This window comes from Vibrio owensii (assembly GCF_002021755.1).
Classification (GTDB): Bacteria; Pseudomonadota; Gammaproteobacteria; order Enterobacterales; family Vibrionaceae; genus Vibrio; species Vibrio owensii.
This window is the reverse complement of sequence record NZ_CP019959.1, coordinates 254,841-277,589: the sequence shown is the minus strand read 5'-3', so window position 1 is coordinate 277,589 and position 22,749 is coordinate 254,841. Positions and strand designations below refer to the sequence as shown.

The window sequence follows — 22,749 nt, the reverse complement described above, 5'->3', positions numbered from 1 at the left end:
ATGTCTTTCAGAAATAAGATACTGATCATCAACGCAACTCTTTTTCTCGTTTTCGTTGGCATTTTTGTCTACGGGACAATTCAGTATGTTAAGGGGAGTTACAATAACCAGTTAGACAGTATTAAAGAGGGTATCATCGGTCAAAATACGAAATTACTACAAACGTTTGTTCAAAGCCAAGATGCCTTATTAGAAGAGAAAGCTGATTTTATTTTGGAGGAGGTGAAGTATCTATCTTTGGTTTTTGAATCTTCATGTGTACGAGGGTATCCAACACTTGATCATATAGGGGAGAGCCTGCAATGCATCAACGATACCGCGACAGATTATATTAAAAGTATCGCATTTGTCGATATTTCTAAGAATATTCAAATTTCTTTGGCCGAAAATGGTTCAACATCAATACTCAGATATGATTCTAAGCACACGCCGCTGTGGGCGAGCGACAATGCTTTTAAATACAAAGTAGTACGAGATAATATTGCGAATAACTTTTATATACTGCAACCGACGAAAGGGTTTCCAAACGTATTATTAAAGTTTGAACTCGATTTGAAAATTTTTTCACGTTCGTTGTCTTTTGATGGTTTAGATAACAATCAGTATCGCTTTCTATTATTGGATGGTGAAGGCAATTTTATTGCATCGAACTTACAGCAGAGTTTTCGCCGCTTATTAAACACAAAGATTGTGGTTGACGATCATTACGACACGTTACGCGATTACATTCAAAGTATGAAATCTGGCTCGTTTACCGTGAAAGCAAAGGATGACGTTTACAACATTATCCATCGTCAGAATCAGACCATGAAGTGGCGAGTAATATTAGTGACGCCGGAGTCTTATCTCCATTCTAGTTATGTCTCGACAAGAGAGTTGTTGCTTTACTCTGATAATCGATTAGTAGAAAAGATTCTGTTTTCTTCTCTTGCATTATTCATACTATTTCTCGTTCTTATTTATTTTACTGTAATGAAAACATTCCGCCCAGTGAATGATCTAATAAAACAAGCGAACTACTTAAAAGATAAAGACTTCACTAATGCTGCGAATATTGTTTATCACAACGGGGACGAGATCGAAGTGCTGTCTCAAGCTTATAGCGAAGCAGGAAGAACGATCAAGCTGCTCGTAGAAGGGCTGGAAGGGGAAGTAAAACTGCGTACCGAACAGTATGAAAAGGCTGCGAAAGAGGCTCTTGATGCGACGAAGAAAAAGTCAACGTTACTCTCTAATGTCTCACACGAAATTCGAACGCCTCTCAATGCCATCATTGGCTATTTACATATGCTGAAAATAGAAAAATGCGGCACGTATTGCAGTCATGAGCTTGAGGGAATAAGCACGGCGAGCAACACGATATTAGATATTGTAAATGACCTTTTAGATTTTGAACGACTTGATTCCGTCAACTACAAGCTTCACCCGAAACATGTGGCAATAAATAAGATTGCACGAGATCTAGAAAAAACATTTCATCCTCTCGCAAAACAAAAGGGACTCAAACTCAACATTGTTAAAGAGGGGATTGGAGGGGCACATCAGCTATTTATTGACGAGTTGCGATTTCAGCAGGCATTGTCGAACATTATTACGAATGCTATTAAGTTTACTGACATCGGAGAGATCGAAATTAGTATTTCAATGGATTCGTTTGACGGCCAGAGAATGGTGGTTTTTGCTGTTCGTGATACTGGTAGAGGAATTAGGCAAGAGGATCTTGAGACGATATTTAATAGCTTTGAACAAGCAAATCAAGAAGATAAACAGTTCGGGTTCGGGTTAGGTTTAGCAATCACTAAGGCTATCATAAATCTGATGGGTGGTGTGTTAGCAGTGGAGAGTAAAATAGAACAAGGAAGCATATTTAAAATTGCGCTTCCAATCTCTATGCTAACTCATAACGTACTTTTAGCATCTGAAGAAGATGAAGGAAGTGCCGACGATGAAAATATTGAAATGCAGAGCTTTGAAGGTATTAAAGCGCTGGTGGTTGACGATGTTGAGTTCAACCGTGAAATATTACAGTACCACCTAAATTTGCTTGGGATTGAATGCGTGACGGCGATAGATGGAGTCGATGCGCTCAATAAATTAGAGAACGAAGTAGTGGATGTGATTTTAACGGATGTCTCTATGCCAAATATGGGTGGTGTCGAACTCGCAAACAGAAGTAAAAATATTGCCCCAACGTTACCTATTATTGCCGTCACAGCAAGAGCAACCGTTCAAGAGGAAGAAAAAATGAGTCACTATTTTGATAATTATATTACGAAACCTGTCAACGAAATTGATCTGATGACGGCATTGTCCCTGACTTTACATAAATAAATGCCCATCGTTTTCCTGGCGTAGGACCGGAGGAAAACGCTTGTAATTACTCGTGTTGTTGCACTAGTTGAGCACATGAAAAAAAACAGTTTGAAAAGTGCTCTTATGTTCATAGCTAGTCATACAACAAAATTTAATCTTAGTTGATAAAGCAATAGATAAGTAGTCGCCTATGTTCGGAGAAATCATTCGCTCATTTAGAAAGCAGAGTGGCCTATCGCAATTGGATTTTGTTAACGCACTACAAAAAAGTAGCAGTAACTTTGACAATTTAGATGTCGTCACATTGAGTCGATGGGAAAGGGGAGCAACAAAACCGCACTTAAACAGGCAAAACGAGATTTTAGACATGTTGGGTGTCGATATCTTTGACGTGTGGTCGGCCGTCAATGACGTCAACAACTTGCCTGACTATACCAACAGAATAAACAACCACGGTTACTTTAATGAACGTGGTGTCGACGAAGTCGAGCTGATCGTACTCAACGCGACAAACCTAGACAGACTGGGCGAGGTGTTAAACCTTGTTGATGCGATCTTTGAATACGAAGAAAACGCAGTGTTAAAAGCGATGGAGTCTCAAGGATTAACACGAGAATCCATTGTCATGAAGATAATCAATCAATATGGAGGTGAGCTTACGATTGCAGTTAAGCATGGTCAAATATTGGGGCACTTGTTCTCAGTCAGTTACAGTCTTGCCACTGATTTTTTAGGTGAGGATATGTTGTTTCATGACAAGAATGTGCACTTTATTTTGTCATTTAACTGCTCACACATTGCTTCTCTGGTCGAGACATTAAGCCGAGAAGTCTATCGCTATATCCATAGTTTGGATCCAAATACAGAGCTGGTTTTGTATGTGAACAATCCAGTTATATTCAATCTGTTTTTCTCTTTGAGTTTCGAGTATCGAAGTGTATCGAGACAAGATGTGGTGTTCAAACTGATGAATATTGACATCAAGACTCTGAAATCTCAGAGGGTTTGGATGAACCTACTATCTCAATATAAGGATAAGCATGATGTATAAATCAGTACTTGTTGTTGATGACGTAGAGTTATCGCGAGAAATTATTAAAAGTGCGGTTTTGGCTGCGAGTGATTGTGCAAAGATCACCTGTGTCGAAAACGCTTATTCAGCGATCAATAAAATACGCAGTAAGAAGTTTGATTTGGTCATTATGGACATCATGATGCCAAATGGAGACGGCTTTGAATTGTTGAGCATGATTTCACAGCTGGCGATCTCGACGAAAATCATCGTTATTTCGTCACTTGATAGCGCAGTTATCGATTCAATGCCGCAAATTGGAAAACTGTATGATCTTAATATCTTCAAAGCGTTAGAAAAGCCAATTAACTCCAAGAACGTCACTGATCTTGTCACGGAGGTTTTTGCCCAAGACGATGAGCAGCGAGAAACGGTTCATCGATACGCCCATGATGTGAACATTTTTGACTTTCCGATTGGTGCTTATTATCAACCCCAGGTATCAACGGTTAGCAACGATATCATTGGCGTGGATATCAGTGGTAACTGGTTCAATAATGACGATGGACTGTTGTTGTCGACACACCTTCTGCCAGAAATTGGTACATTGACGAGTAAAAAACTCTTTAACCAGATCGTTATTGGAAGGTTCCTTCAAGACTACAAGGCGTATTTTAAGGAACTAGCCAACCGGCTGTTTTTTACCCTTCATATTCACAGTGACTTCATTGACGATAGCTTCATTTACGGTTGCTTGATGGAGTTGGTTAAGTTTAATCCAAACCATCATTTTAGCCTGTATGTGGAGAGTGATGATGTACTTGAAGCCGATAGCTCGACGCGTATTCACCAGCTAGATGCACTGTTGGACAATGGTGTTAGCTTGATTCTGGGCTCGGATAAGCTAACAGCGGAGCGTGTTATTTCAGCCTCGAAATTGCCTGTACGCGAACTAAAATTAGCCGGTCATAACGATCCTACATTCAGTGCGAATGATAATGCTGATTTACTGCTGAGTATTTCTAACGCGTCTAAGCAAAGTAACCTCAGTGTGATGCTCGATGGAATAGAAGATGCTGCACTAAGTCAGTTGGCGGCTTCCAATGGTTTGACAAAGCAACAAGGCATTTTATTTGGTGGGCCTGTCAATGCGGAAACACTCACCAAGACACTAATAAAACAGAATAGGGGCATACCTGAAGGGGAGGTTTAATCACCGAGCAAACTATGGCTTCGCTTTCCCGAGCCTTAATTTTCAATCAACACCAATCGTTTTCTTGGTTTGATTCTTCCCAAAGTTGATCCTCCGAGAAAAGTGTCTCACAGTGGCAATGGCATTACTTACTTCAAGCCCTCCACGTTTATTTGGTAGACACTTTTCTCTCAAACCCTTGCACTTCACCTTCTATTGAATGCAAAGAACTCTACCTAAACAAACCGAGCTTTTTCAATAGGTTTCATTCTGAAATGCTCTATTTTCCTGACGCTTAATTCAATCAAAATAAGAATGACTTTAGTGTTAGCTCAAAAGGAGTTGTTATGAAACAAAACGATCGAAGAGGCTTTATTAAATCGTTTACCGCAACATCAGTCGCGGTTGGTCTAGGTGTTGCTTCAGCACCTTCAAAAGCCTTTTTCTTCAAAAAGAAAGAAGACACGGACCTAGATGTAGTGAAGGGCTCCCCTATATTAGAAAAGTATTTGCCCGAGCTTTTTGAGCGTCCGCCTCAGCTAAAACACCACACGCCAGTGCTGATTATTGGTAGTGGTTTTGGCGGAGCAGTCAGTGCGTATCGACTTGGCAAAGCCGGTATCAAAACTTCGGTGATTGAACGAGGTAACCGTTGGCCAGTAGACACTAAGCGTGCCGTGTTTGCTCACGATATGATTGCGGACAAGCGCATGTTTTGGCAACGAGATAAAACGACATTTCCTGCGCTGACATTCGATCTACCATTCCTGCAAACAATCACTCCTCGAAATATCGAAAAATTTGGCGGGGTGTTGGATATTGTTGATAGACCGGGAGAAAACAATATCGATGGCTCTGATTTGCTACTCGGTACTGCAGTTGGCGGTGGCTCAGTCATTTACACAGGCGTGATGGTCATTCCCAAAGAGGAGCACTTCAACAAACTGTACCCTCAAGAGCTGTCATACAAAGAGATGGTAGAGACATATTATCCTCGTGTTCAATCTGTACTGAAACACAGTGAAATGCCCGATGACATTTTTGCTAGTCTGCCTTTCAAGCACTGCCGTGATTGGAATAAAGAAGTGAAAAAAGCGGGTTACCAGCCTTATAAAATCGAAGGCAATTGGAACTGGGATGTGGTTCGCAAAGAGCTAAAGGGGCAGAGCCTTCCTTCGTCGACCATCGGCCTGACTAACTTCGGTAATAGCAACGGTTGTAAGAACGATCTTGGTCAAAACTACATTCCTTTGGCTGAGGCGACAGGGAATGTGACAATCCACCATAATCACGATGTGCGTAACATCCGCATGAATGGTGATATTTACGAGTTAGATGTGACGGAGATCGATGCGTATGGCAATGTTGTACATGAACAAACCGTGACATGCGATAAGCTGATCATTTCTGCGGGTTCTTACCATACAACACGTATGTTGGTTCGTGCGAAAGGTCGAGGTGACTTACCTGATCTCAACCAATATGTGGGGCAAAACTGGGGAGATAACGGGAATCGAATGGGCTTCCGACAATCGCCATTTGGTCTTCCGTCTGGCGTTGCTCAAGGTTCGCCATCACCAACGGCCATTTACGTTGATGAAGATGGTAGAAGTCCGATAGCCGCTGAAAACTGGGCGAATGCGGGTATTGCAGACGTTGGTATTTCGATGATGCTGTCAGTGACTGCAGACTTCAAAAACCGTGGTAGCTTTAGTTACGATCCATCAATCGATGATGCAAAGCTCTATTATCCGAAAGCGTTGGAAAAAGATGCGACAGATGCACTCCGAGCGATCAATAACCGTGTGGCAAAAGCCAATTGGCAACGCATCGGGGCACAAGGTTTCTCTGATGTGATCTTTACTGGTGCACATCCGGTTGGTGGTATGGAGCTTGGTAAGGCGACGGACATGTACGGTCGTGTCCATGGTTATGAGGGTTTGTACGTGATCGATGGTGCGCTCATTCCTGGCAACAATGGTTGTGCTAACCCTGCACTGACTATTGCAGCACTGGCGGAACGAAGTATCGAAACGATTATTGCTGAAGACCTCGCGTAGCTTACGCTGAACAACCAAAGGCCTGATAGATTCGGGCCTTTTTTACGAGTGTGAGTTTTTAACGTAAGTACTATCGTTTGAGTGTTTACGCAACGGAGGGCCAAGCCGCTGCCATCAATGCAGATGCTGGATGAATCGACAGGCTAAAAGGAGAGGGCAAGATAAAGCCACCTACACAGTAAGTGGCTTTACGGTTAGTTAGTTGTTGCTCATTAACCAAAAGAGAATGATTTAAAGCAACCTTGAATCCAAGCTTTACTGTCACCCTGAATATTGTAAGTTTTGTTCTTGCCACTGCCATGTGGGTAGAACTTAAAGCTTAGGCCACCTAGGTTATTGAACTTCACAGATGGTGTTGTACCACCAACGACTTTTTCAATCTTTAAACCAGATATGGATGATTCAAGCAATTGAATGCTGTCTATTCCTTTGCCCGGATCGTAATTTCCATTCATAAAGAGTTTGAAGTAGAAGTCGTGTGCGTTGTATGCGGAGCGGCCTACAAATTCGATCGTCATCGCTTTTGGACCATGACCTGTATTGTTGGCAATTGGTAAGCCTTCCCAGCGTGCTCGGTTAGAGGTATTAACCTGACAAACTACGCCAGAATCACCACTTGGACCTTGAGGACCAGTCGCACCACGGGGACCGGTATAACCGCGAGGGCCAGTCGCGCCGCGAGAGCCCGTGTAACCGCGTGGTCCAGTCGCACCTTTAGCACCAGTTGCGCCTTTTGGTCCTGTTGCACCACGTTCTCCAGTATCACCTTTTGGGCCTTGTGGACCCTGAGCGCCAGTTTCCCCTTGCGGCCCCTGTGGACCTGTATCGCCTTTCGGTCCTTCTATTGCTCCATTGCCAACCCATTCACCATTTTCATTGATCACCTCGGAACCGTTAATGCTAAGGGTTGATGTATCAACAGAGTCAGGGGTAATGTCACCAGTCACGTTGGTTGCAATCTCCGCAACGCGTGAATACAGCACTGGCTTTACGGCGTATTTTAAGGTGTTATCCGTCAGGTTCGGTGTTTTAACACCAACCGAGACATTAGAAACATCGTAAGAGAGGGTATTTTCATCGATCAAATCAGGAATGCTGACAGAAAAAGAGATACCGGTTAGGTCTGTAAGAGAGGAGAGGTTTTGCTTAGAGATAGGCAGAGAACAAATGCCATTAAAAAAGTCACATTGATACTGCTCTGTGCCTATGGTTAGGCTGGTGTCATTATCAACAATATCCACTTCAACATAATATTGTCCATCATCAATAGGGTCACCGGTTGTGATATCAAAAACATTCACAGCGAGCGCATGGGGTTGATCGAAGACATCACCTGCAAAGGTTGAGGTAGAAGCACCAAGTGCTACCGCGAGATATATTGCACTCTTGCTCAAACTGGGCTGTGTTAAATTAAACACTGTTTACACTCCTTGGTATTAAAATAGACAAGTTTCATTTTTTCCGTATGTAATAAAATTAATCGCCTAACGCTCTAATTGAGAATTGCACGACTGCTATGAATTAATTTATTTGAATGTTCTAAATTAATTCATTTTTATTGAATAATAATTAACCTGAATGTGAATTGGCATTTATAAATAAAAGCATTTAAAAGAGCCTTTGAAGGTGTAGTGGTGCGTTTAACTGTCTGTATTTAATGACTTTTTGATTTTTAATTGAAGTTTTCTGATAACTTTTATGTATTGAAATTAGCAAAGTAAGCATCTCTGCAAATATTAATGCATACGTGCTGTTACTCCTTGTTACCTATATCGGTAAGCTTATATTCGCTCAGCAAATATAGGAGTAAGCGCATGAAAATAAGCACCTCAATAAGGTCTACATTACTGACTGTGCTGACAGTAATAGGACTTAGTGCATGTAACCACGGAGTGAAAGAACTGGTAGTGACACCAAAAGAAAACAGTGTTCCTATTGGTTTTCAACTTCAATTAAAAGCAGAAAAAGTAACAAAAAAAGGCAAAGTTACTGATGTAACCATTAGTGATGATGTTAAATGGAGCAGTTCAGACGAATCAATTGCAACGGTTGATGACAATGGACTGGTGTCTACAGGTGATGTCACAGGTGTTGTGAAGATCACTGCAGTGGGCACATTTAGTGGTAAAAAATACGAAGACACAGTGATTGTCGAAGTCACGGAAGCGGTTGTTACCTCTATCACCGTAACGCCAAAAGATGCCTCGACACCTGTTGGTCTGACTCGTTCGTATACAGCGACGGCAAACTTCTCTAACGGCCAGGCTATCGATGTTACAAGCGATAGTTCGACCAGTTGGGATAGTAGCGATTTTAACGTTGCAACCATCTCAAATGATGAGGAAACCAAAGGCCAAGTGAAAGCGAAGTCTGTGGGAGAGTCGACGATCACGGCATATATTGACGTTGATGGAGAACGCTTTAGCGATAGTGCGACATTGAACGTCACTGAAGCAATTGCTGTTTCTTTGGAAATTACGCCAAAACTTCAGAGTGTATCGGTGGGGCTGACAGAGCAATTCTCGGCTATCGTAACCATGTCTGATGGTGAAAAGCTGGATGTTACTAATGAGAACTCAATCAATTGGTCAAGCAGTGAGACAGATATTGCAACGGTATCAAATGACGCGGGTTCAAAAGGTCTCGTAACGGGTGTTGATACTGGTTGGACAACGATTGTTGTTTCTGGCGAAGTAAACGGCGAGTTTGTATACGCAAATGCGGGTCTACAAGTAACGCGCGCGGTTATCACTTCTCTCGAAGTTACCCCTGAAACGGAATCAGTACCTGTTGGTCTTGCTAAGCCGTTCAAGGCATACGCGACATTGTCTAGCGGCGAAGTTATCGATGTTACCAACGACAGTGCGCTAAGTTGGAGTAGTAGCGATTCTAAAATCGCGACGATTTCAAACTCAGAAGTGGATAAAGGTACAGCAACGGGTGTTGCGATGGGTGAAGTTACCATTACTGCCTTTGTTGAAGCGGACGGTGAAGAAATTACCGACACAGCGAAATTGGTTATTACAGAAGCGGTTGTGTTGAAGCTAGATGTGACGCCTAAACCTCAAGACAGCTTGGATACGCCTCAAATTCCATCAGGAAAGACAAAGCAATTCAAAGCAGAAGTCGTGATGTCAGATGGTGTTCGCATTGACGTAACAACAGCAGACAACCTTTACTGGAGCAGTGATGATCCAGAAATTGCAACCATCTCTAACAGTGCTGGTGAAAAAGGTCTTGCGACGGGTGTTGATGTTGGCAAAGTATTTATTACTGCGCGTCTACTAACTGATGATTACACCATCGAAGATAACGCTGAGCTAACGATTACGCCACCACATAGTGCCTCATTCTACGTATTTACGGAACGTTCTGAAAATATCGTTCAAGGTGAGATGGTGCATTATATCGGCTATAGCCGAAACATCATGGGTCGCTACATTCCAACCTCTGGCTTCATGTACCTAAACAGTGCTATCCAATTCATCTACATTGATGGTGGTGAAGGTAAGCCAATTGAAGAACACAAATTCTTCTTTGGTCAAAGCAGTGAGGAGCCAATCTCAGGTGCTTTACGCTATGAAGCAACCTTTGAGTGGGATGACGGTACAGAAACGAAAGGCATCCTAGAATGGGATTTCGAAGAGAAAGTTTACTTCCTAACGGATCCTACCGTTGTTGAAAAGCTTCTTGATTTCGAATTGGACTTCAGTCTTATCGTTTCTAACGAAGGCGACTTCTAAATACCAATGAAGTAAAAATACCGATAGCAATCGTCATTGATGTAATGACTTGTCTAAGAGGGAGTGAGAAATCGCTCCCTCTGTTTTGTTTATCGCCTTAAAAACAAAAGAAATAACCACCGTCACATCTTCTGGAGGGAATATGCCTGATGTAGAGCGCATAAAAGATGAGTCAATAGAATTGCCCAACGCCTACCGATCTTGGTTAGAATATTGGGAAACCGTCCAAAACCAGCAAGCAACCAATTGTTGCAACTCTCGTTGCCTAGAAAGAGCAGAGTTAGGTTGTTTGGTTCGAAATAAAACAACGCAAGAAACCTTCGTTACTGCTTTGTGCCCATTGTGCGCAAGTGACACGAATAAGAAAGTGCACATAACAAAGCGTTTACTCGCTAAAAAGCCATATACAAAATAAACGTATCTGCCGAGAGGAGAACATGCTGTTCCAGACGAGCAGGGGGCACAGGATTGAAAGCCCACGTGAATAGCAATCCCAAGATGAAACTCTTGCTCATCTCAGGTATATTTAGCGCCTTTCTTTTGTCATAGCAGACTTAATACGCATGCATCCGTCACTTCGATACATTCAAGGTTATCCGCAGAACATTGTCGAGCAAGTCAGTTCACTCATAGACAGTGGTAAACTGGTGCCTTGGTTCGAAAAACGCTACCCAGATAGACACCAAATCAAAAGCGAAAAGGCACTCTACGAGTACGCAATAGCAATCAAAAACCGCTACATGAAGAAAGCCGCGCCAATTAGCAAAGTGGTCTACGATAAGAAAATTCACGTTGTCAATAATGCACTTGGTTTGCATAGCGTGATCAGCCGTAACCATGGTGGCAAGCTAAAGTCTAAGAATGAGATTCGCATTGCGAACGTGTTTAAAGATGCACCTGAAGCGTTATTACGCATGCTGGTGGTGCATGAGTTGGCACATACTCGTGAGAAAAACCACGACAAAGCCTTTTACCAACTGTGCTGTTATATGGAACCTGAGTATCACCAACTCGAATTTGATGCTCGTCTGTTTATGATTTACCTCGATTTAAAAGCGAATTCGAATGAAGACCAATAATCACAACGCGAAACAAGCTCAGCCAAAATCGGCGAAGTCTAAGCCGAGCAAAGAAATCGCCAAGATCAAACCAAAGCGTGTGAAAAATAAGCCGATAGCAAAAGCTACAAAAAGCACAGGTCTGAAAACTAACGCCGCGAACAAAAGCAGCGATGTGGAAGTGATCAAAATTGCTAAAAGTGGATTGCATGAACGTAATGCACATCGAGGTCGCTACGATTTCAAAAAGCTAATCACAGCAGAGCCTCAGCTCAAATCATTTGTGATAAAGAATCCGAAAGGGGAAGACTCAATCAACTTCTCCGATCCAAAGGCCGTCAAGATGCTCAATAAAGCATTGCTGGCGGCGCACTATGATATTGAATATTGGGATATCCCTGATACTTACTTGTGCCCGCCAATTCCCGGGCGTGCGGATTACGTTCATCGTGTAGCAGAGTTGCTAGATGGTGAAGTAAAAGGCAAATACGCCCACCATAAAGTGCGAGCGCTTGATGTCGGTGTTGGAGCAAACTGTATTTACCCAATCGTAGGTGTGAGTCAATACGGCTGGCATTACACTGGTAGCGATGTTGACCCAACATCGATTGAATCTGCACGAGCAATTACAGAGCGTAATGCCTCGTTAAACGGTAAGATCGAACTCGTACAACAAACCAGTGAGTCAAATATTTACCGCGGTATAATCCAGCCGAACGATCGCTACGATATTACGACTTGTAACCCGCCATTCCATCGTTCTGCAGAAGAAGCGGCGATGGGCAGTCAGCGTAAGCTGGATAATTTAAAAGCGAATCAGCGTAAAAAGGGCGTGAAGGTTCAAGCTAATCAAGCGAAAACGTCGCAAGTAAAAGCCAATAAACCAGCGCTTAACTTTGGTGGCCAAAATGCTGAGCTATGGTGTGAAGGTGGTGAAGCTGCATTCATCCGCAAAATGGCGAACGAAAGCCAAGTATTCAGTGCGCAAGTGCTCTGGTTTACCACGTTAATCTCAAAGAAAGACAATGTTCGCCCGATGCGCAAGCAACTTGAAAAGTTGGGTGTAAAAGCGATCCGAATCGTGGAAATGAGCCAAGGACAAAAAGTCAGCCGCTTTATAGCTTGGTCCTACATGGACAAATCGCAGCGTAAAGCGTGGATTGAATTAAAGTAATTATTCACCGCATACTTTTCCAACCAATAAAAATAGCACCACTCTGTTGGTGCTATTTTTTAACAATAAATTTATTAATTTAATATTTATAACAAATTTGGCTATTCTTCTGATTAATAGATTTGATTATAAGGGCTATCAACTTTAAATAACATGGGGTACTATTCCCCACAAGAAATAGTGTTAATACATGAATAGTTATGTCTGATAATGAACTGATCATTTTTCCTTGGAATCACAATTTTGAGACAGGGATTAAAAAGGTCGATGAACAACATTACCATCTCTTTTTATTGGTAAATAAATTAGCCAATACGTTGATTTATGATGATCAAATAGAAGTTGACGGTGTGTTTAGTGAATTAAAAGACTACGCTCAATACCACTTCTCTTTTGAAGAAAGCATCTGGAACGAACACTTTGTCGATGATGTTTGGAATGATGATCACAAGAAAAGTCATGCGTCGTTTGTCAACGAAGTCATCAAGATTCAATCTGAATCTAAAACCCTCAACTGGCAAGAATCTATCGAACATATTCTGCAGTTCTTAATTCGTTGGCTCGTATTCCATATCATCGGCGATGACAAGAAAATGAGTGTCGCGTTGAAAGAGTTGGAATCTACCGATTCTTTAGAGACGGCAAAAGTGAACGCGGTAGATACACTGCAGGGTATCAATGGTTTAGTCGCAGATACTGTTCTCAAAATGTATTTTGAAGTGTCTACTCAATCCATTGAGCTTGTTAGAGAAAAACATCGTCGTTTTGTGGCAGAGAAAGAGTTGAGATGCCTCAACAAAAAGCTGCAAGAACTTGCGATAACAGATGAACTATCGGGACTATATAACCGTCGATACTTCAACATCATGACGCCAGACATTCTTTCCAAAGCGCAAGCAGGAAAGCAAACCGTCAGCTTTATTTCTATTGACTTAGATTACTTCAAACAACTTAATGACGAGCTTGGTCACCTAAAGGGCGATGAGGCAATTACCAAAGTAGGGGCGTTATTATCTTCGCAATTCAATGGTGTTGACGAAATCGCTTTTCGAATGGGCGGGGAAGAGTTTTTGATTGTGCTTGTCGACTCAGAGCATGAACATTGCGTTGAGCGCGCAGAGTCACTGAGAGAGTCCATCTCTAAACTTTCAATCTTATGCGAAGATAATTCTCACACCCATTTATTAACCAGTTCTATTGGCGTATTTAGCCAGCGAGCAGAAACATGCTCAGATATTCGCTATTTCTTGGATAAAGTCGACCAATGCTTATATAAAGCCAAATTGAGCGGCAGAAATACCGTAATCGCAGAGTCTATATTAACGATTTAATTTAAACTGCGGCTAAGGTAATAACTTAAATCAGGTTGTTTTTCTAACTCATCGTTTTGTTAGTGAATTGAGCAACCTGTTTTAATAAGTCGCCGTCAATGTCAGGCAATCCATCAGAGAAGAAAATCTGTGTTCCAGGAGTACAACGCATTAATACGTTGGTGAGTTCACCGTCATCATTAGAAGTATTGATTGCATTGAGCTTGACTAGCTTGTTGTAAACTTCTTCTTCTAGTTGTTGGCGCTGTGCGTTGGTCAAGCGAATACGACCTACACAAATACCCGGATCTACCTCGTGAGATAAGGATTCTTTTTGGAAGCGTTCACGAAATAGTGAGTCGAGTTCAGAGCCTTCTTCCATCAAAAAGCGTCGCCCAGAACGGTAGAACAGCCCATCACCAAAATCTTCAACATAACCTAGCATTTCCGCTATACGCAGATAAAAACGCAGACTGGTTTCTGATAACTGATAGGTTTTCGCAATGTCTTGCGGGTCGAGGTTACGAGACGTCACCATATAGATAAAGTCGAGAAGGTAGGGGTGTTCAAGAAATAACGCGCTTTGCTCTTCTGTCAGCATTTGTTCGTTCTCATGCTGAAGCTGATTGGCGAGGTTGGCTAGCTCAATAAGATCGGTGTTTAGATAGTTGAGATAGACAAGGATTTTATCCAAGCCCAAAGAAGGATTATGAAGGTGGCGTTTGATGCTCGACAAGGGAATACCGCTTTTCTCTGACAAAGAGCTGTAGCACAGCCCCTCATCTTTGATCTTTTGTCGCAGCGCCGCTAATAGAAATTTAGGTCCGATATTCATTTCTTAACACCACCTTAACTGCTGAGCTTATTTTGATGTGTTCTGTTGTTCCAACAACAAGTTACGAATGGCGGTGCCAGCTTCCAAAATGTGTTTTTTCAGCAAATACTTAGCGCCGTCCACATCACGGTTTTGACACATTTCGAACAAGGTCAAATGCTCTTGCTCTGCCTTTTGAATGCCCGTCGTGAACAGCAGTTGCATGCGAATGTAACGGTCGCACTTAGTGTTGAGGCTGTAAATCACATCCATGGTTTCTGGCATGTTTGCTGAGGCATACAGAGCTTTATGGAATTCGTAGTTGTAGTTGCTCCATTCTTCTATTTCATCGCCGCTGTTAACTACTGCTTCAAAACGTTCACGGACTTCACGGGCACGTTCGAGATCTTCGTCAGTCATGTTCTGAATCGCACGCTCTAAAATGTGGCATTCCACTACGGCGCGCAGTTCGAACAACTCGTCGATTTTATCTGGAGAGAGCTCGGTTACTGTTGCCCCTTTATGAGGCTCAAAGCTCACTAATCCTTGTGCTTCCAATTGCACTAATGCTTCACGAACGGGAATGCGGCTAACATTAAACTCTTTTGCCAACGCGTCCTGACGTAAAGGTTGACCAGTTTTTAACTCGCCCTTTAGGATCTGAGTTCGAATCGCTTCCTCAACCAGTTGAGTGCGGGTCTTAAAAACAGGTTTTTGTGACATTGAAGTCTCCCGTCAAAAATAAATATTGTATCCAATTTCTTTAGTTTATTGTTTTTCTGGATTAAGCCAACTGCAAGCGAAGGTTTTGAGATGTGGCGTGAAATAAAAGGCACCAACTGGTGCCTTTTTGAGCCAATGACTTAACTGTGAGCTGCTTTGCCATCTGCTGCGCGCGCGATCTCCAATGGATTTTCTGCTTTTAACGAGTCGGGCAGTAAGCTTTCTGGTAACGCTTGATAAGCCACCGGACGTAGCCAGCGGTGAATGGCTTCTGCACCAACAGAAGTCGAAGCCGAATGGGTCGATGCGGGATAAGGGCCGCCATGCACCATGGCATAACCGACTTCTACGCCTGTCGGCCAGCCATTAAATACCAATCGTCCAGCAATCTCTTCCAAACGAGGGATGAGCTGCGCTACTTGTGGGTAATCTTCTTCCGTTGCATGAATTGTCGCGGTTAGCGATCCTGCCAGCGTTTCACTGAGCGAAAGCATATCAGCCACATCTTCACAAACGACGATCAACGATTGTGGACCAAAAATCTCTTCTTCCCACGCAGGATGCTTACGCCAGTTTTCACTGCTCGTAACAAAGAGAGCCGATGCAACACAAGGGGACTCCGCTTGAGAAAAAGTGACGTCAATTCCGTCGTCAGAACCTCGGCTGACGACCTGTGATTGGTAACTATCACTGATTCCGGGAGTAAGTAGAGTAGAAGGGGATTGTTGGCGAATTAGGGATTGCGCGGTTTCAATAAACGCTTGTGTTTCCGGTGTGTTCAGCGCGAACACTACGCCAGGTTTCGTGCAAAATTGCCCACATCCCATGGTCATTGAGGCAACAAATTGATCCGCTAAATCTGCTTTGGCTCTCATTGCAGAAGGGAAAATAAACGTCGGGTTAATCGCACCAAGTTCACCATAGAACGGGATTGGCTCAGGTCGCTGCTGCGCTAGGCTGAACAGGGCGCGTCCACCGCCAACTGAACCAGTAAAGCCCACCGCTTTAATTTCAGGATGGCTGACCAGAGCTTGTCCTAAAGCACGCTGATTTCCTTGCAGCAAGGTGAAAATCGCTTGTGGTAGCTGCTCTTGTTTCAGCGCTTGCTCGATACACTCTGCAACGATTTGGCTTGTACCTGGGTGCGCAGTATGACCTTTTACAATGACCGGGCAACCCGCTGCGAGGGCAGAAGCCGTATCTCCACCAGCAGCAGAGAAAGCCAACGGAAAGTTGGATGCACCAAATACAGCGACAGGACCAAGCGCAATTTGTTGGCGACGAATATCTGGCTTAGGTAGTGGGGTACGATCGGGTTCCGGCGTATCAAGAATGACTTGGTGGTAACTGCCGGAATCGACTACGTCAGCGAATAAGCGAAGTTGATTAGCTGTACGAGCGATTTCTCCTGTCAGACGTGCTTCTGGAAGCGCCGTTTCTAAATGGGCTCGGGCGATAATGTCATCGCTTCTTGCTTCTAATTCACTGGCAATCGTGCGAAGCAGGCTAGCGCGCTTGCTGTTACTTAAGCGGCGAAAATCGCGCGAGACTTTTGCCGCTGCAGTAGCGGCTTGATTGACCTCAACTTCCGTATGAACAGGAAAAGCTAACGGGAGCGCCTCACCGGTAAAGGCGTTGGTCGCGTAAAAAACGTTGTCGGTTTGCGGGTTCATTGTGATTCCTTACTGTCCTTATTTCACTTCAAATCCATACGCGTATGGGTCTTCGTCATCCACCCAAATGGTGTTGTGTCCATACACTTGCGCCCAGCCTTCGATGCTAGGCAGAATGGCTGCTCGCCCGTTCACTTCAGTGACGCCTTCAATACGTCCGTTAAACAGGCTGCCGATAATACTTTCGTGGACAAAGTCCTCGCCTTGTTGAAGTTTGCCTTTGGCATGCCACTGCGCCATACGGGCACTGGTGCCTGTGCCGCAAGGGGAGCGGTCAAGGGCTTTGTCGCCATAAAACACGGCGTTGCGACCGGTTGCGTTTTCATTAGTAGGGCTACCTGTCCAAAGCACGTGAGAGACGCCACACACGGTTGGATCGTCTGGATGCACACATTCCACCGCTTTTGAAACGGCTTCACGAACTCGGGGGGAGAGCATCAAAATTTCATCAGGCGAGTGGTGCTCAAGACCGGCATAGTTGGTTTGTGGGTCGACAATCACGTAGTAGTTGCCTCCATAAGAAACATCGACAGTGATTTCTCCGAGTCCTTCTACTTCAACGGTGACATCTTGATGAGCAAGGTAAGCAGGAACGTTAAAGATTTTAACTGACGTGACCTTGTCACATTTTGTTTGATAATGTACTTCGATTTGTCCAGCAGGGACGTCAAGGATCAAACGACCTTCTTCCTTTGGGGTGATCAGTCGATTCTCAATTGCCGTGGTGACAGTACCTATTGTGCCGTGCCCACACATTGGTAAGCAGCCGCTGGTTTCGATAAACAAAATCGAGGCATCAGCATTGTCACTACAAGGCGGTAAAACAACGGAACCTGACATCATGGAGTGACCACGAGGTTCAAACATCAATGCCTGACGAATCCAATCATAGTGTTCCAAGAAATATTGGCGCTTCTCACTCATGGTATTGCCCTTAAGCGGAGGAACACCGCCCGCCACCAATCGGACAGGGTTGCCACAGGTGTGGGCATCGATACAGAAAAAGGTTCCTTGTCTCATTTTTCGCTCCTTGCTGAAAAAATGGGTTGAATCGAACGGGCTTAATGTTATCGTGATGTAAAATATATTGTATACAATCTGCTTTTTCAAATGTGACTTGGAGCATATTCATGTTGGTCAAGGAAGAAACTGGAAATCAAAATATAGCGATAGTAGGCGCGGGGATCATCGGCTTGGCAATTGGCTTAAAATTGCAACAGCAAGGACATCAGGTGACGCTATTCGACCCGAATGGCGTGGGAAATGGTTGCTCGAAAGGGAACGCAGGACACATTGCCACTGAGCAAGTTTTTCCTCTCGCAACACCGGGTCTTATTCCTCAGTTACCTAAGATGCTATTGAACCCAAAAAGTCCGGTTTCTATCCGATGGCAAGATCTCCCTTCCACTATGGGTTGGATGCTTCGATTCTTATCAAAAGCCAAACCATCGTCGACAGAGCCTTCGACCAACGCCATCAATAGTCTCAATTCAAGAGCAGTGAAAAGCTGGCAACAGCTGCTCGATTCCATCGAGAAAAAAGACCTGATCAAAATGGATGGCTCGTTATTGACCTTTGACAGTGAACGGCTGTTCGAACGTTATCAAAGTACGCTAGAAGAGCTAGAAAAACACGGCGTGAAGTATCAAGTGTGGACGCAGAAAACCATCCGTGAACAACTTCCCGAGATCAGTCGACAAATTCGCCATGGTGTATTTTTCCCTGAGACGGGGCATACGTTAGACCCTTATTCCATCTGCGTTGAGCTCTATGATGCATTTGAGAAGCAGGGGGGAACCATTGTTAATAAAACGATTGATGCTCTAAGTAAGTCGGGGCAAGTGTCGGTGGATTCAAGTCAATATTCATTCGACCGTATCATCGTTGCTGCCGGGGTACATTCCAAGCCATTAGTAAAGCAATTAACTGGTATCGCTGTGCCCATTCAAGCCGAGCGAGGGTATCACTTGATGATGGATGATAAACGGCAAGCGTTGCCGTTTCCGATCAGCTCTGCCGACCGAAAATTCATCATGACGCCGATGGCGAGTGGGCTGCGTTTAGCGGGGACAGTGGAGTATGCACGCATAGAATCTCCCCCGAATATGAAGCGTGCAGAGATGCTGTATCAGCAAGGCGATGCGATGTTTGAAGATGGATTAAATCCACTAAAGCAACAAGAAAAGTGGATGGGAAATCGACCTTCAACAGTGGATTCGTTACCTGTGATTGACCAGATTTGCGAAGGAAAAGTGCTGCTGGCATTTGGGCATCAGCACCTTGGATTAACCCAAGCTGCAATCACCGCCGATCTCATTTTGGAGCTTGTTGAAGGTAAAAGTCCATCGGTTGATCTTTCACCATTTACGCTCAAGCGATTCGCTTAAAAAATTTTAAGATTAAATATTGTATAAAATATATTTAATGCTAATGTTAACGAAAATTTAACAACAAGGTGTCCAGCAGCCGTATCCGGATACCTCCAGAAAACGACCAAAGGAGTAAAACATGTCACGAATGACGAAAGCACCACTGGCGATGTTGATTTCAGGAATGCTGTTGGGGACCTCTGCATACGCAGAAGAGAAATTAACGATTGTGTCTTGGGGCGGTGCGTTTACCAAGAGCCAAGTTGAGGCGTACCACAAACCTTTTATCAAAAAGACGGGCGTTGAGATTGTCTCAGAAGACTTCAGTGGTGGTTTAGCCGAAATCAAAGCGCAAGTAGAAGCCAATAATGTGCGCTGGGATCTGGTATCACTAGACAAGCCAGACATTGTACGCGGCTGTGCAGAAGGGCTGTTAGAGCCTGTTAATCCGAGTATTTTGCCGCCGGGTGCGGATGGCACGCCAGCAGAACAAGATTTCATTGAAGGGGCGATTCACGAATGCGCAATCAACTCGATTGTGGTTTCGACGGTACTTGCCGTAAATGAAGAGGCATTTAAAGGCAAAGCCGCACCTAGCAAGTTGACCGACCTTTTTGATTTGAACACCTTTCCTGGTCGACGTGCGCTGCAAAAGCAACCTCAAGGCAATTTAGAGTGGGCACTGCTGGCGGATGGTGTGAAGCCTGAAGAGGTTTATGCCTTGCTAGAGACAGAACAAGGGCGTGAGCGAGCATTTGCCAAGCTCGATACCATCAAATCACAAGTGTTGTGGTGGACCACAGGTGCTCAGCCACCACAAATGCTCGCCGATAAAGAAGTGGTAATCGCCTCGGCATTTAACGGTCGTATCCATAATGCTAGACAAGATGAAGGTCAGCCATTTCGTATCATTTGGGATCACCAAATGGGATACATGAACGGCTGGGCGATTCCAAAAGGCAGTGCGCACACCAAGCTAGCGATTGATTTCATTGCTTTTTCTTCGGGTACCAAGCCTTTAGCTGACCAAGCAAAATACGTTGCCTATGGTCCAACCCGCAAGTCGTCTTCGGCACAAGTGAGTCCTGAGATTTTGGCAAACCTGCCTACCGCACCGCAGAACTTTAAAACAGCCTTTTTGATTGATGACGAGTGGTGGTCGGATTATGCCGATGAACTGAATGAAGAATTCAACACTTGGCTGCTTAATTAGGCGTTAATCAAACGCTAACTCAGTTGAGTGTTACCTCTGAAGGGGCGGGCTTGATAACCAAAAGTTCCGCCTCTGACGTTCCCCTTTAGTTGCTTTGGAGAAACCATGAACGTTATCGATGCGCAGCAAGTTGCCAAGTGTTTGAGCATGAAGTCATTGATTGAAACCATGCGAGAAACTTATGCCCAGCCTGCTGCTATTCCCCAACGAAGAGTGATGCCTTTGGAAGAAGGTAAGTATGAAGCATTTGCTTTGCTGCCCGCATGGAACCAAGACTTAATCGCGGTCAAAGCTTTTACCTATTTCCCACAGAATCCAGTACACGGCAAAGATACGCTGGCTTCCAAAATCTTGGTGTTTAAAAGAGAAGACGGTCAACCCGTTGCATTGGTCGATGGAAAAGTGCTGACCTTCTGGCGCACGGCAGCTGCGTCTGCATTAGCTGCGGATTACCTAGCGCGCGAAAACGCTTCTCGGTTGCTGATATGCGGAACTGGCAATCTGGCACCATATTTTGCGTGGGCGTATGCCGCAGTTCGCCCGCTTAAACAGGTTTATGTTTGGGGACGAAGCTTGGACAAAGCGATGGCTACCGTTGATCGCATTGTCTCTTCGCCAGAGTATCAATCCTTGCCAATCGAACGTCAGTTTGCGGTGTCGGTGGTTGAGAGCGTCGATGAGACTCTTGAACACGTTGATATTATTAGTTGTGTGACCGCTTCCGCTACACCACTGTTTGATGGTGCAAAGGTTCTACCCGGTACGCATATCGACTTAGTGGGCAATCATGATTCGGATAAACGAGAGTGTGACTCGACAGTTGTGCAACGCGCACAGGTGTATGTCGATAGCCGCATTAATGTGTTAGCGGAAGCAGGGGATTTACTGATCCCAATCCAAGAGGGCGTCTTTAACGCCGAGCAGATTAAAGGAGAGTTGCCACAGCTTTGCGCCAAAGAAGTGAGAGCGCGTCAGAGTGATGAGGCGATCACCTTATACAAATCGGTGGGCAGTGCCTTAGCCGATTTAGCCGCCGTACAAGCGGTATTGAAAGAAAGCGGCATCAGCCTAGTTTGAGCATTTTCGCTCGCCTTTTAAAATTGCATACAATATACATATAGGGAAGAAAGTTCATGAAAGTAGAATGGAAAGGTGTCTATCCAGCGGTCAGTACTCAGTTTCGTCACGATCAGTCAATTGATTTAGATGCAACACAAACCGTTATCGATAACCAAATTAAAGATGGCGTCAACGGCATTATCTGTTTGGGTACGGTAGGAGAAAACTGCGCCTTGTATCCAGAAGAAAAACGTCAGGTATTGCAGGCAGCACAAGAAGTGGTCAATGGTCGTGTACCTTTGATTGCAGGTACGGCAGAGTCCATCACCACTGCAGCGGTTGACTATATGCAAGACGCACAAAAAATTGGTATTGATGGCTGTATGGTGATGCCTGCAATGGTGTACCGCACGTCAGAAAGCGAGACCTTTGATTACTACCGCACCTTGGCGCAAGCAACGCCAGAAATGCCAATCATGATTTACAACAACCCAGTTTCTTACGGTGTGGACGTCAATCTCGACATCATGGCGAAACTGGCTGAATTTGAAAGCATTGTGGCGGTGAAAGAATCCACCACGGATACGCGCCGCATTACAGAGCTCTACAACCAATTTGACGATCGCTTTACCGTGTTCAGCGGCGTTGATGACATTGCGCTTGAATCATTAATGCTTGGTGCTACGGGCTGGATCTCTGGCTTAACCAACGCATTCCCTGAAGAGTCAGTAGCGATTTACAAGTTGGCAAGTCAAGGTCGTTACTCAGAAGCGTTGGAGATTTACCGCTGGTTCCTACCATTGCTGCGTTTAGACACCATCCCAACTTTGGTTCAGTGCATCAAGCTAGCAGAGCAAGTGTGCGGACGCGGCTCTGAGCAAGTTCGTGCCCCTCGTCAAATCTTGCAAGGCGAAGAGCGTGAACAGGTGATTCGATTGGTCGAGCATGCGCTTGCTACTCGTCTAGACCTGAGCAAATACAATCTATAACCAAGCTGCTTAGCAGGGCGTTAAGTGACGCTCTGCTTATTCTTGAT

At 44.2% G+C, this 22,749-nt stretch carries 17 protein-coding genes; 12 read left to right on the top strand and 5 right to left on the bottom strand.

Annotated features, from left to right (window positions below; translation table 11 throughout):
* From A9237_RS01190 to A9237_RS01175, 4 genes are all read left to right on the top strand, one after another.
* Positions 1 to 2,331, top strand: a complete 2,331-nt coding sequence (locus A9237_RS01190; protein ID WP_237358422.1) for an ATP-binding protein — start codon at positions 1 to 3, stop codon at positions 2,329 to 2,331.
* Between the two features lie 172 nt (positions 2,332 to 2,503).
* The gene (locus A9237_RS01185) at positions 2,504 to 3,364 is read left to right on the top strand and encodes a helix-turn-helix domain-containing protein (protein WP_005439877.1); all 861 of its coding nucleotides are present in this window, start codon (positions 2,504 to 2,506) and stop codon (positions 3,362 to 3,364) included.
* Positions 3,354 to 4,538, top strand: a complete 1,185-nt coding sequence (locus tag A9237_RS01180) for a response regulator (protein ID WP_237358421.1) — start codon at positions 3,354 to 3,356, stop codon at positions 4,536 to 4,538. The genes A9237_RS01185 and A9237_RS01180 overlap by 11 nt, the downstream gene beginning before the upstream one ends.
* Positions 4,539 to 4,864: 326 nt before the next feature.
* Entirely contained in the window at positions 4,865 to 6,577 is a 1,713-nt protein-coding gene (locus A9237_RS01175) for a GMC oxidoreductase (RefSeq protein WP_078607276.1), read from the top strand.
* 212 nt (positions 6,578 to 6,789) lie between these two features.
* On the opposite strand, the gene A9237_RS01170 is transcribed toward A9237_RS01175, so the two are convergent.
* Positions 6,790 to 7,995, bottom strand: a complete 1,206-nt coding sequence (locus tag A9237_RS01170; RefSeq protein ID WP_078607274.1) for a collagen-like protein — start codon at positions 7,993 to 7,995, stop codon at positions 6,790 to 6,792.
* Between the two features lie 396 nt (positions 7,996 to 8,391).
* On the opposite strand from A9237_RS01170, the gene A9237_RS01165 reads away from it, so the two are divergent.
* From A9237_RS01165 to A9237_RS01145, 4 genes are all read left to right on the top strand, one after another.
* Complete coding sequence (locus tag A9237_RS01165; RefSeq protein ID WP_167371675.1) at positions 8,392 to 10,320, top strand: Ig-like domain-containing protein; 1,929 nt, start codon at positions 8,392 to 8,394, stop codon at positions 10,318 to 10,320.
* Positions 10,321 to 10,883: 563 nt separating this feature from the next.
* On the top strand, positions 10,884 to 11,399 hold the full coding sequence (locus A9237_RS01155; protein WP_078607270.1) for a M48 metallopeptidase family protein: 516 nt from the start codon (positions 10,884 to 10,886) through the stop codon (positions 11,397 to 11,399).
* Positions 11,386 to 12,552, top strand: coding sequence for a 23S rRNA (adenine(1618)-N(6))-methyltransferase RlmF (rlmF, locus tag A9237_RS01150; RefSeq protein WP_078607268.1), 1,167 nt, complete (start codon positions 11,386 to 11,388; stop codon positions 12,550 to 12,552). The genes A9237_RS01155 and rlmF overlap by 14 nt, the downstream gene beginning before the upstream one ends.
* Positions 12,553 to 12,752: 200 nt before the next feature.
* Positions 12,753 to 13,883, top strand: coding sequence for a GGDEF domain-containing protein (locus A9237_RS01145; RefSeq protein ID WP_078607266.1), 1,131 nt, complete (start codon positions 12,753 to 12,755; stop codon positions 13,881 to 13,883).
* Positions 13,884 to 13,926: 43 nt separating this feature from the next.
* On the opposite strand, the gene A9237_RS01140 is transcribed toward A9237_RS01145, so the two are convergent.
* From A9237_RS01140 to A9237_RS01125, 4 genes are all read right to left on the bottom strand, one after another.
* Entirely contained in the window at positions 13,927 to 14,697 is a 771-nt protein-coding gene (locus A9237_RS01140; RefSeq protein WP_078607264.1) for a transcriptional regulator, read from the bottom strand.
* A 27-nt stretch (positions 14,698 to 14,724) separates the two neighbouring features.
* Complete coding sequence (locus A9237_RS01135; RefSeq protein ID WP_078607262.1) at positions 14,725 to 15,399, bottom strand: GntR family transcriptional regulator; 675 nt, start codon at positions 15,397 to 15,399, stop codon at positions 14,725 to 14,727.
* A 140-nt stretch (positions 15,400 to 15,539) separates the two neighbouring features.
* Positions 15,540 to 17,072 (bottom strand): aldehyde dehydrogenase (NADP(+)), encoded by a 1,533-nt coding sequence (locus A9237_RS01130; RefSeq protein ID WP_078607260.1) that lies wholly within the window; start codon positions 17,070 to 17,072, stop codon positions 15,540 to 15,542.
* 18 nt (positions 17,073 to 17,090) lie between these two features.
* Complete coding sequence (locus A9237_RS01125; RefSeq protein WP_078607258.1) at positions 17,091 to 18,092, bottom strand: 4-hydroxyproline epimerase; 1,002 nt, start codon at positions 18,090 to 18,092, stop codon at positions 17,091 to 17,093.
* Positions 18,093 to 18,202: 110 nt separating this feature from the next.
* Here A9237_RS01125 and A9237_RS01120 point away from each other — a divergent pair, with 110 nt between their 5' ends.
* The 4 genes from A9237_RS01120 (at position 18,203) to A9237_RS01105 (ending at position 22,702) form a co-directional block, all read left to right on the top strand.
* Entirely contained in the window at positions 18,203 to 19,459 is a 1,257-nt protein-coding gene (locus tag A9237_RS01120) for an NAD(P)/FAD-dependent oxidoreductase (RefSeq protein ID WP_078607256.1), read from the top strand.
* Between the two features lie 121 nt (positions 19,460 to 19,580).
* On the top strand, positions 19,581 to 20,654 hold the full coding sequence (locus tag A9237_RS01115; RefSeq protein WP_078607254.1) for a polyamine ABC transporter substrate-binding protein: 1,074 nt from the start codon (positions 19,581 to 19,583) through the stop codon (positions 20,652 to 20,654).
* A 105-nt stretch (positions 20,655 to 20,759) separates the two neighbouring features.
* Positions 20,760 to 21,731 carry a bifunctional Delta(1)-pyrroline-2-carboxylate/Delta(1)-piperideine-2-carboxylate reductase gene (gene lhpI / locus A9237_RS01110; RefSeq protein WP_078607251.1) on the top strand — a complete coding sequence of 324 codons (972 nt, stop codon included), beginning with the start codon at positions 20,760 to 20,762 and terminating at the stop codon, positions 21,729 to 21,731.
* A gap of 56 nt (positions 21,732 to 21,787) precedes the next feature.
* On the top strand, positions 21,788 to 22,702 hold the full coding sequence (locus tag A9237_RS01105; protein ID WP_078607249.1) for a dihydrodipicolinate synthase family protein: 915 nt from the start codon (positions 21,788 to 21,790) through the stop codon (positions 22,700 to 22,702).
* Positions 22,703 to 22,749 lie beyond the last annotated feature (47 nt).

Bases quoted from the DNA above. Each gene is read 5' to 3' on its own strand.
- A9237_RS01165 (WP_167371675.1), top strand. From the start codon at position 8,392: ATGAAAATAAGCACCTCAATAAGGTCTACATTACTGACTGTGCTGACA.
- rlmF (WP_078607268.1), top strand. From the start codon at position 11,386: ATGAAGACCAATAATCACAACGCGAAACAAGCTCAGCCAAAATCGGCG.
- A9237_RS01125 (WP_078607258.1), bottom strand. From the start codon at position 18,092: ATGAGACAAGGAACCTTTTTCTGTATCGATGCCCACACCTGTGGCAAC.
- A9237_RS01145 (WP_078607266.1), top strand. From the start codon at position 12,753: ATGTCTGATAATGAACTGATCATTTTTCCTTGGAATCACAATTTTGAG.
- lhpI (WP_078607251.1), top strand. From the start codon at position 20,760: ATGAACGTTATCGATGCGCAGCAAGTTGCCAAGTGTTTGAGCATGAAG.
- A9237_RS01180 (WP_237358421.1), top strand. From the start codon at position 3,354: ATGATGTATAAATCAGTACTTGTTGTTGATGACGTAGAGTTATCGCGA.
- A9237_RS01120 (WP_078607256.1), top strand. From the start codon at position 18,203: ATGTTGGTCAAGGAAGAAACTGGAAATCAAAATATAGCGATAGTAGGC.
- A9237_RS01140 (WP_078607264.1), bottom strand. From the start codon at position 14,697: ATGAATATCGGACCTAAATTTCTATTAGCGGCGCTGCGACAAAAGATC.
- A9237_RS01190 (WP_237358422.1), top strand. From the start codon at position 1: ATGTCTTTCAGAAATAAGATACTGATCATCAACGCAACTCTTTTTCTC.
- A9237_RS01185 (WP_005439877.1), top strand. From the start codon at position 2,504: ATGTTCGGAGAAATCATTCGCTCATTTAGAAAGCAGAGTGGCCTATCG.
- A9237_RS01115 (WP_078607254.1), top strand. From the start codon at position 19,581: ATGTCACGAATGACGAAAGCACCACTGGCGATGTTGATTTCAGGAATG.
- A9237_RS01105 (WP_078607249.1), top strand. From the start codon at position 21,788: ATGAAAGTAGAATGGAAAGGTGTCTATCCAGCGGTCAGTACTCAGTTT.
- A9237_RS01130 (WP_078607260.1), bottom strand. From the start codon at position 17,072: ATGAACCCGCAAACCGACAACGTTTTTTACGCGACCAACGCCTTTACC.
- A9237_RS01135 (WP_078607262.1), bottom strand. From the start codon at position 15,399: ATGTCACAAAAACCTGTTTTTAAGACCCGCACTCAACTGGTTGAGGAA.
- A9237_RS01155 (WP_078607270.1), top strand. From the start codon at position 10,884: ATGCATCCGTCACTTCGATACATTCAAGGTTATCCGCAGAACATTGTC.
- A9237_RS01175 (WP_078607276.1), top strand. From the start codon at position 4,865: ATGAAACAAAACGATCGAAGAGGCTTTATTAAATCGTTTACCGCAACA.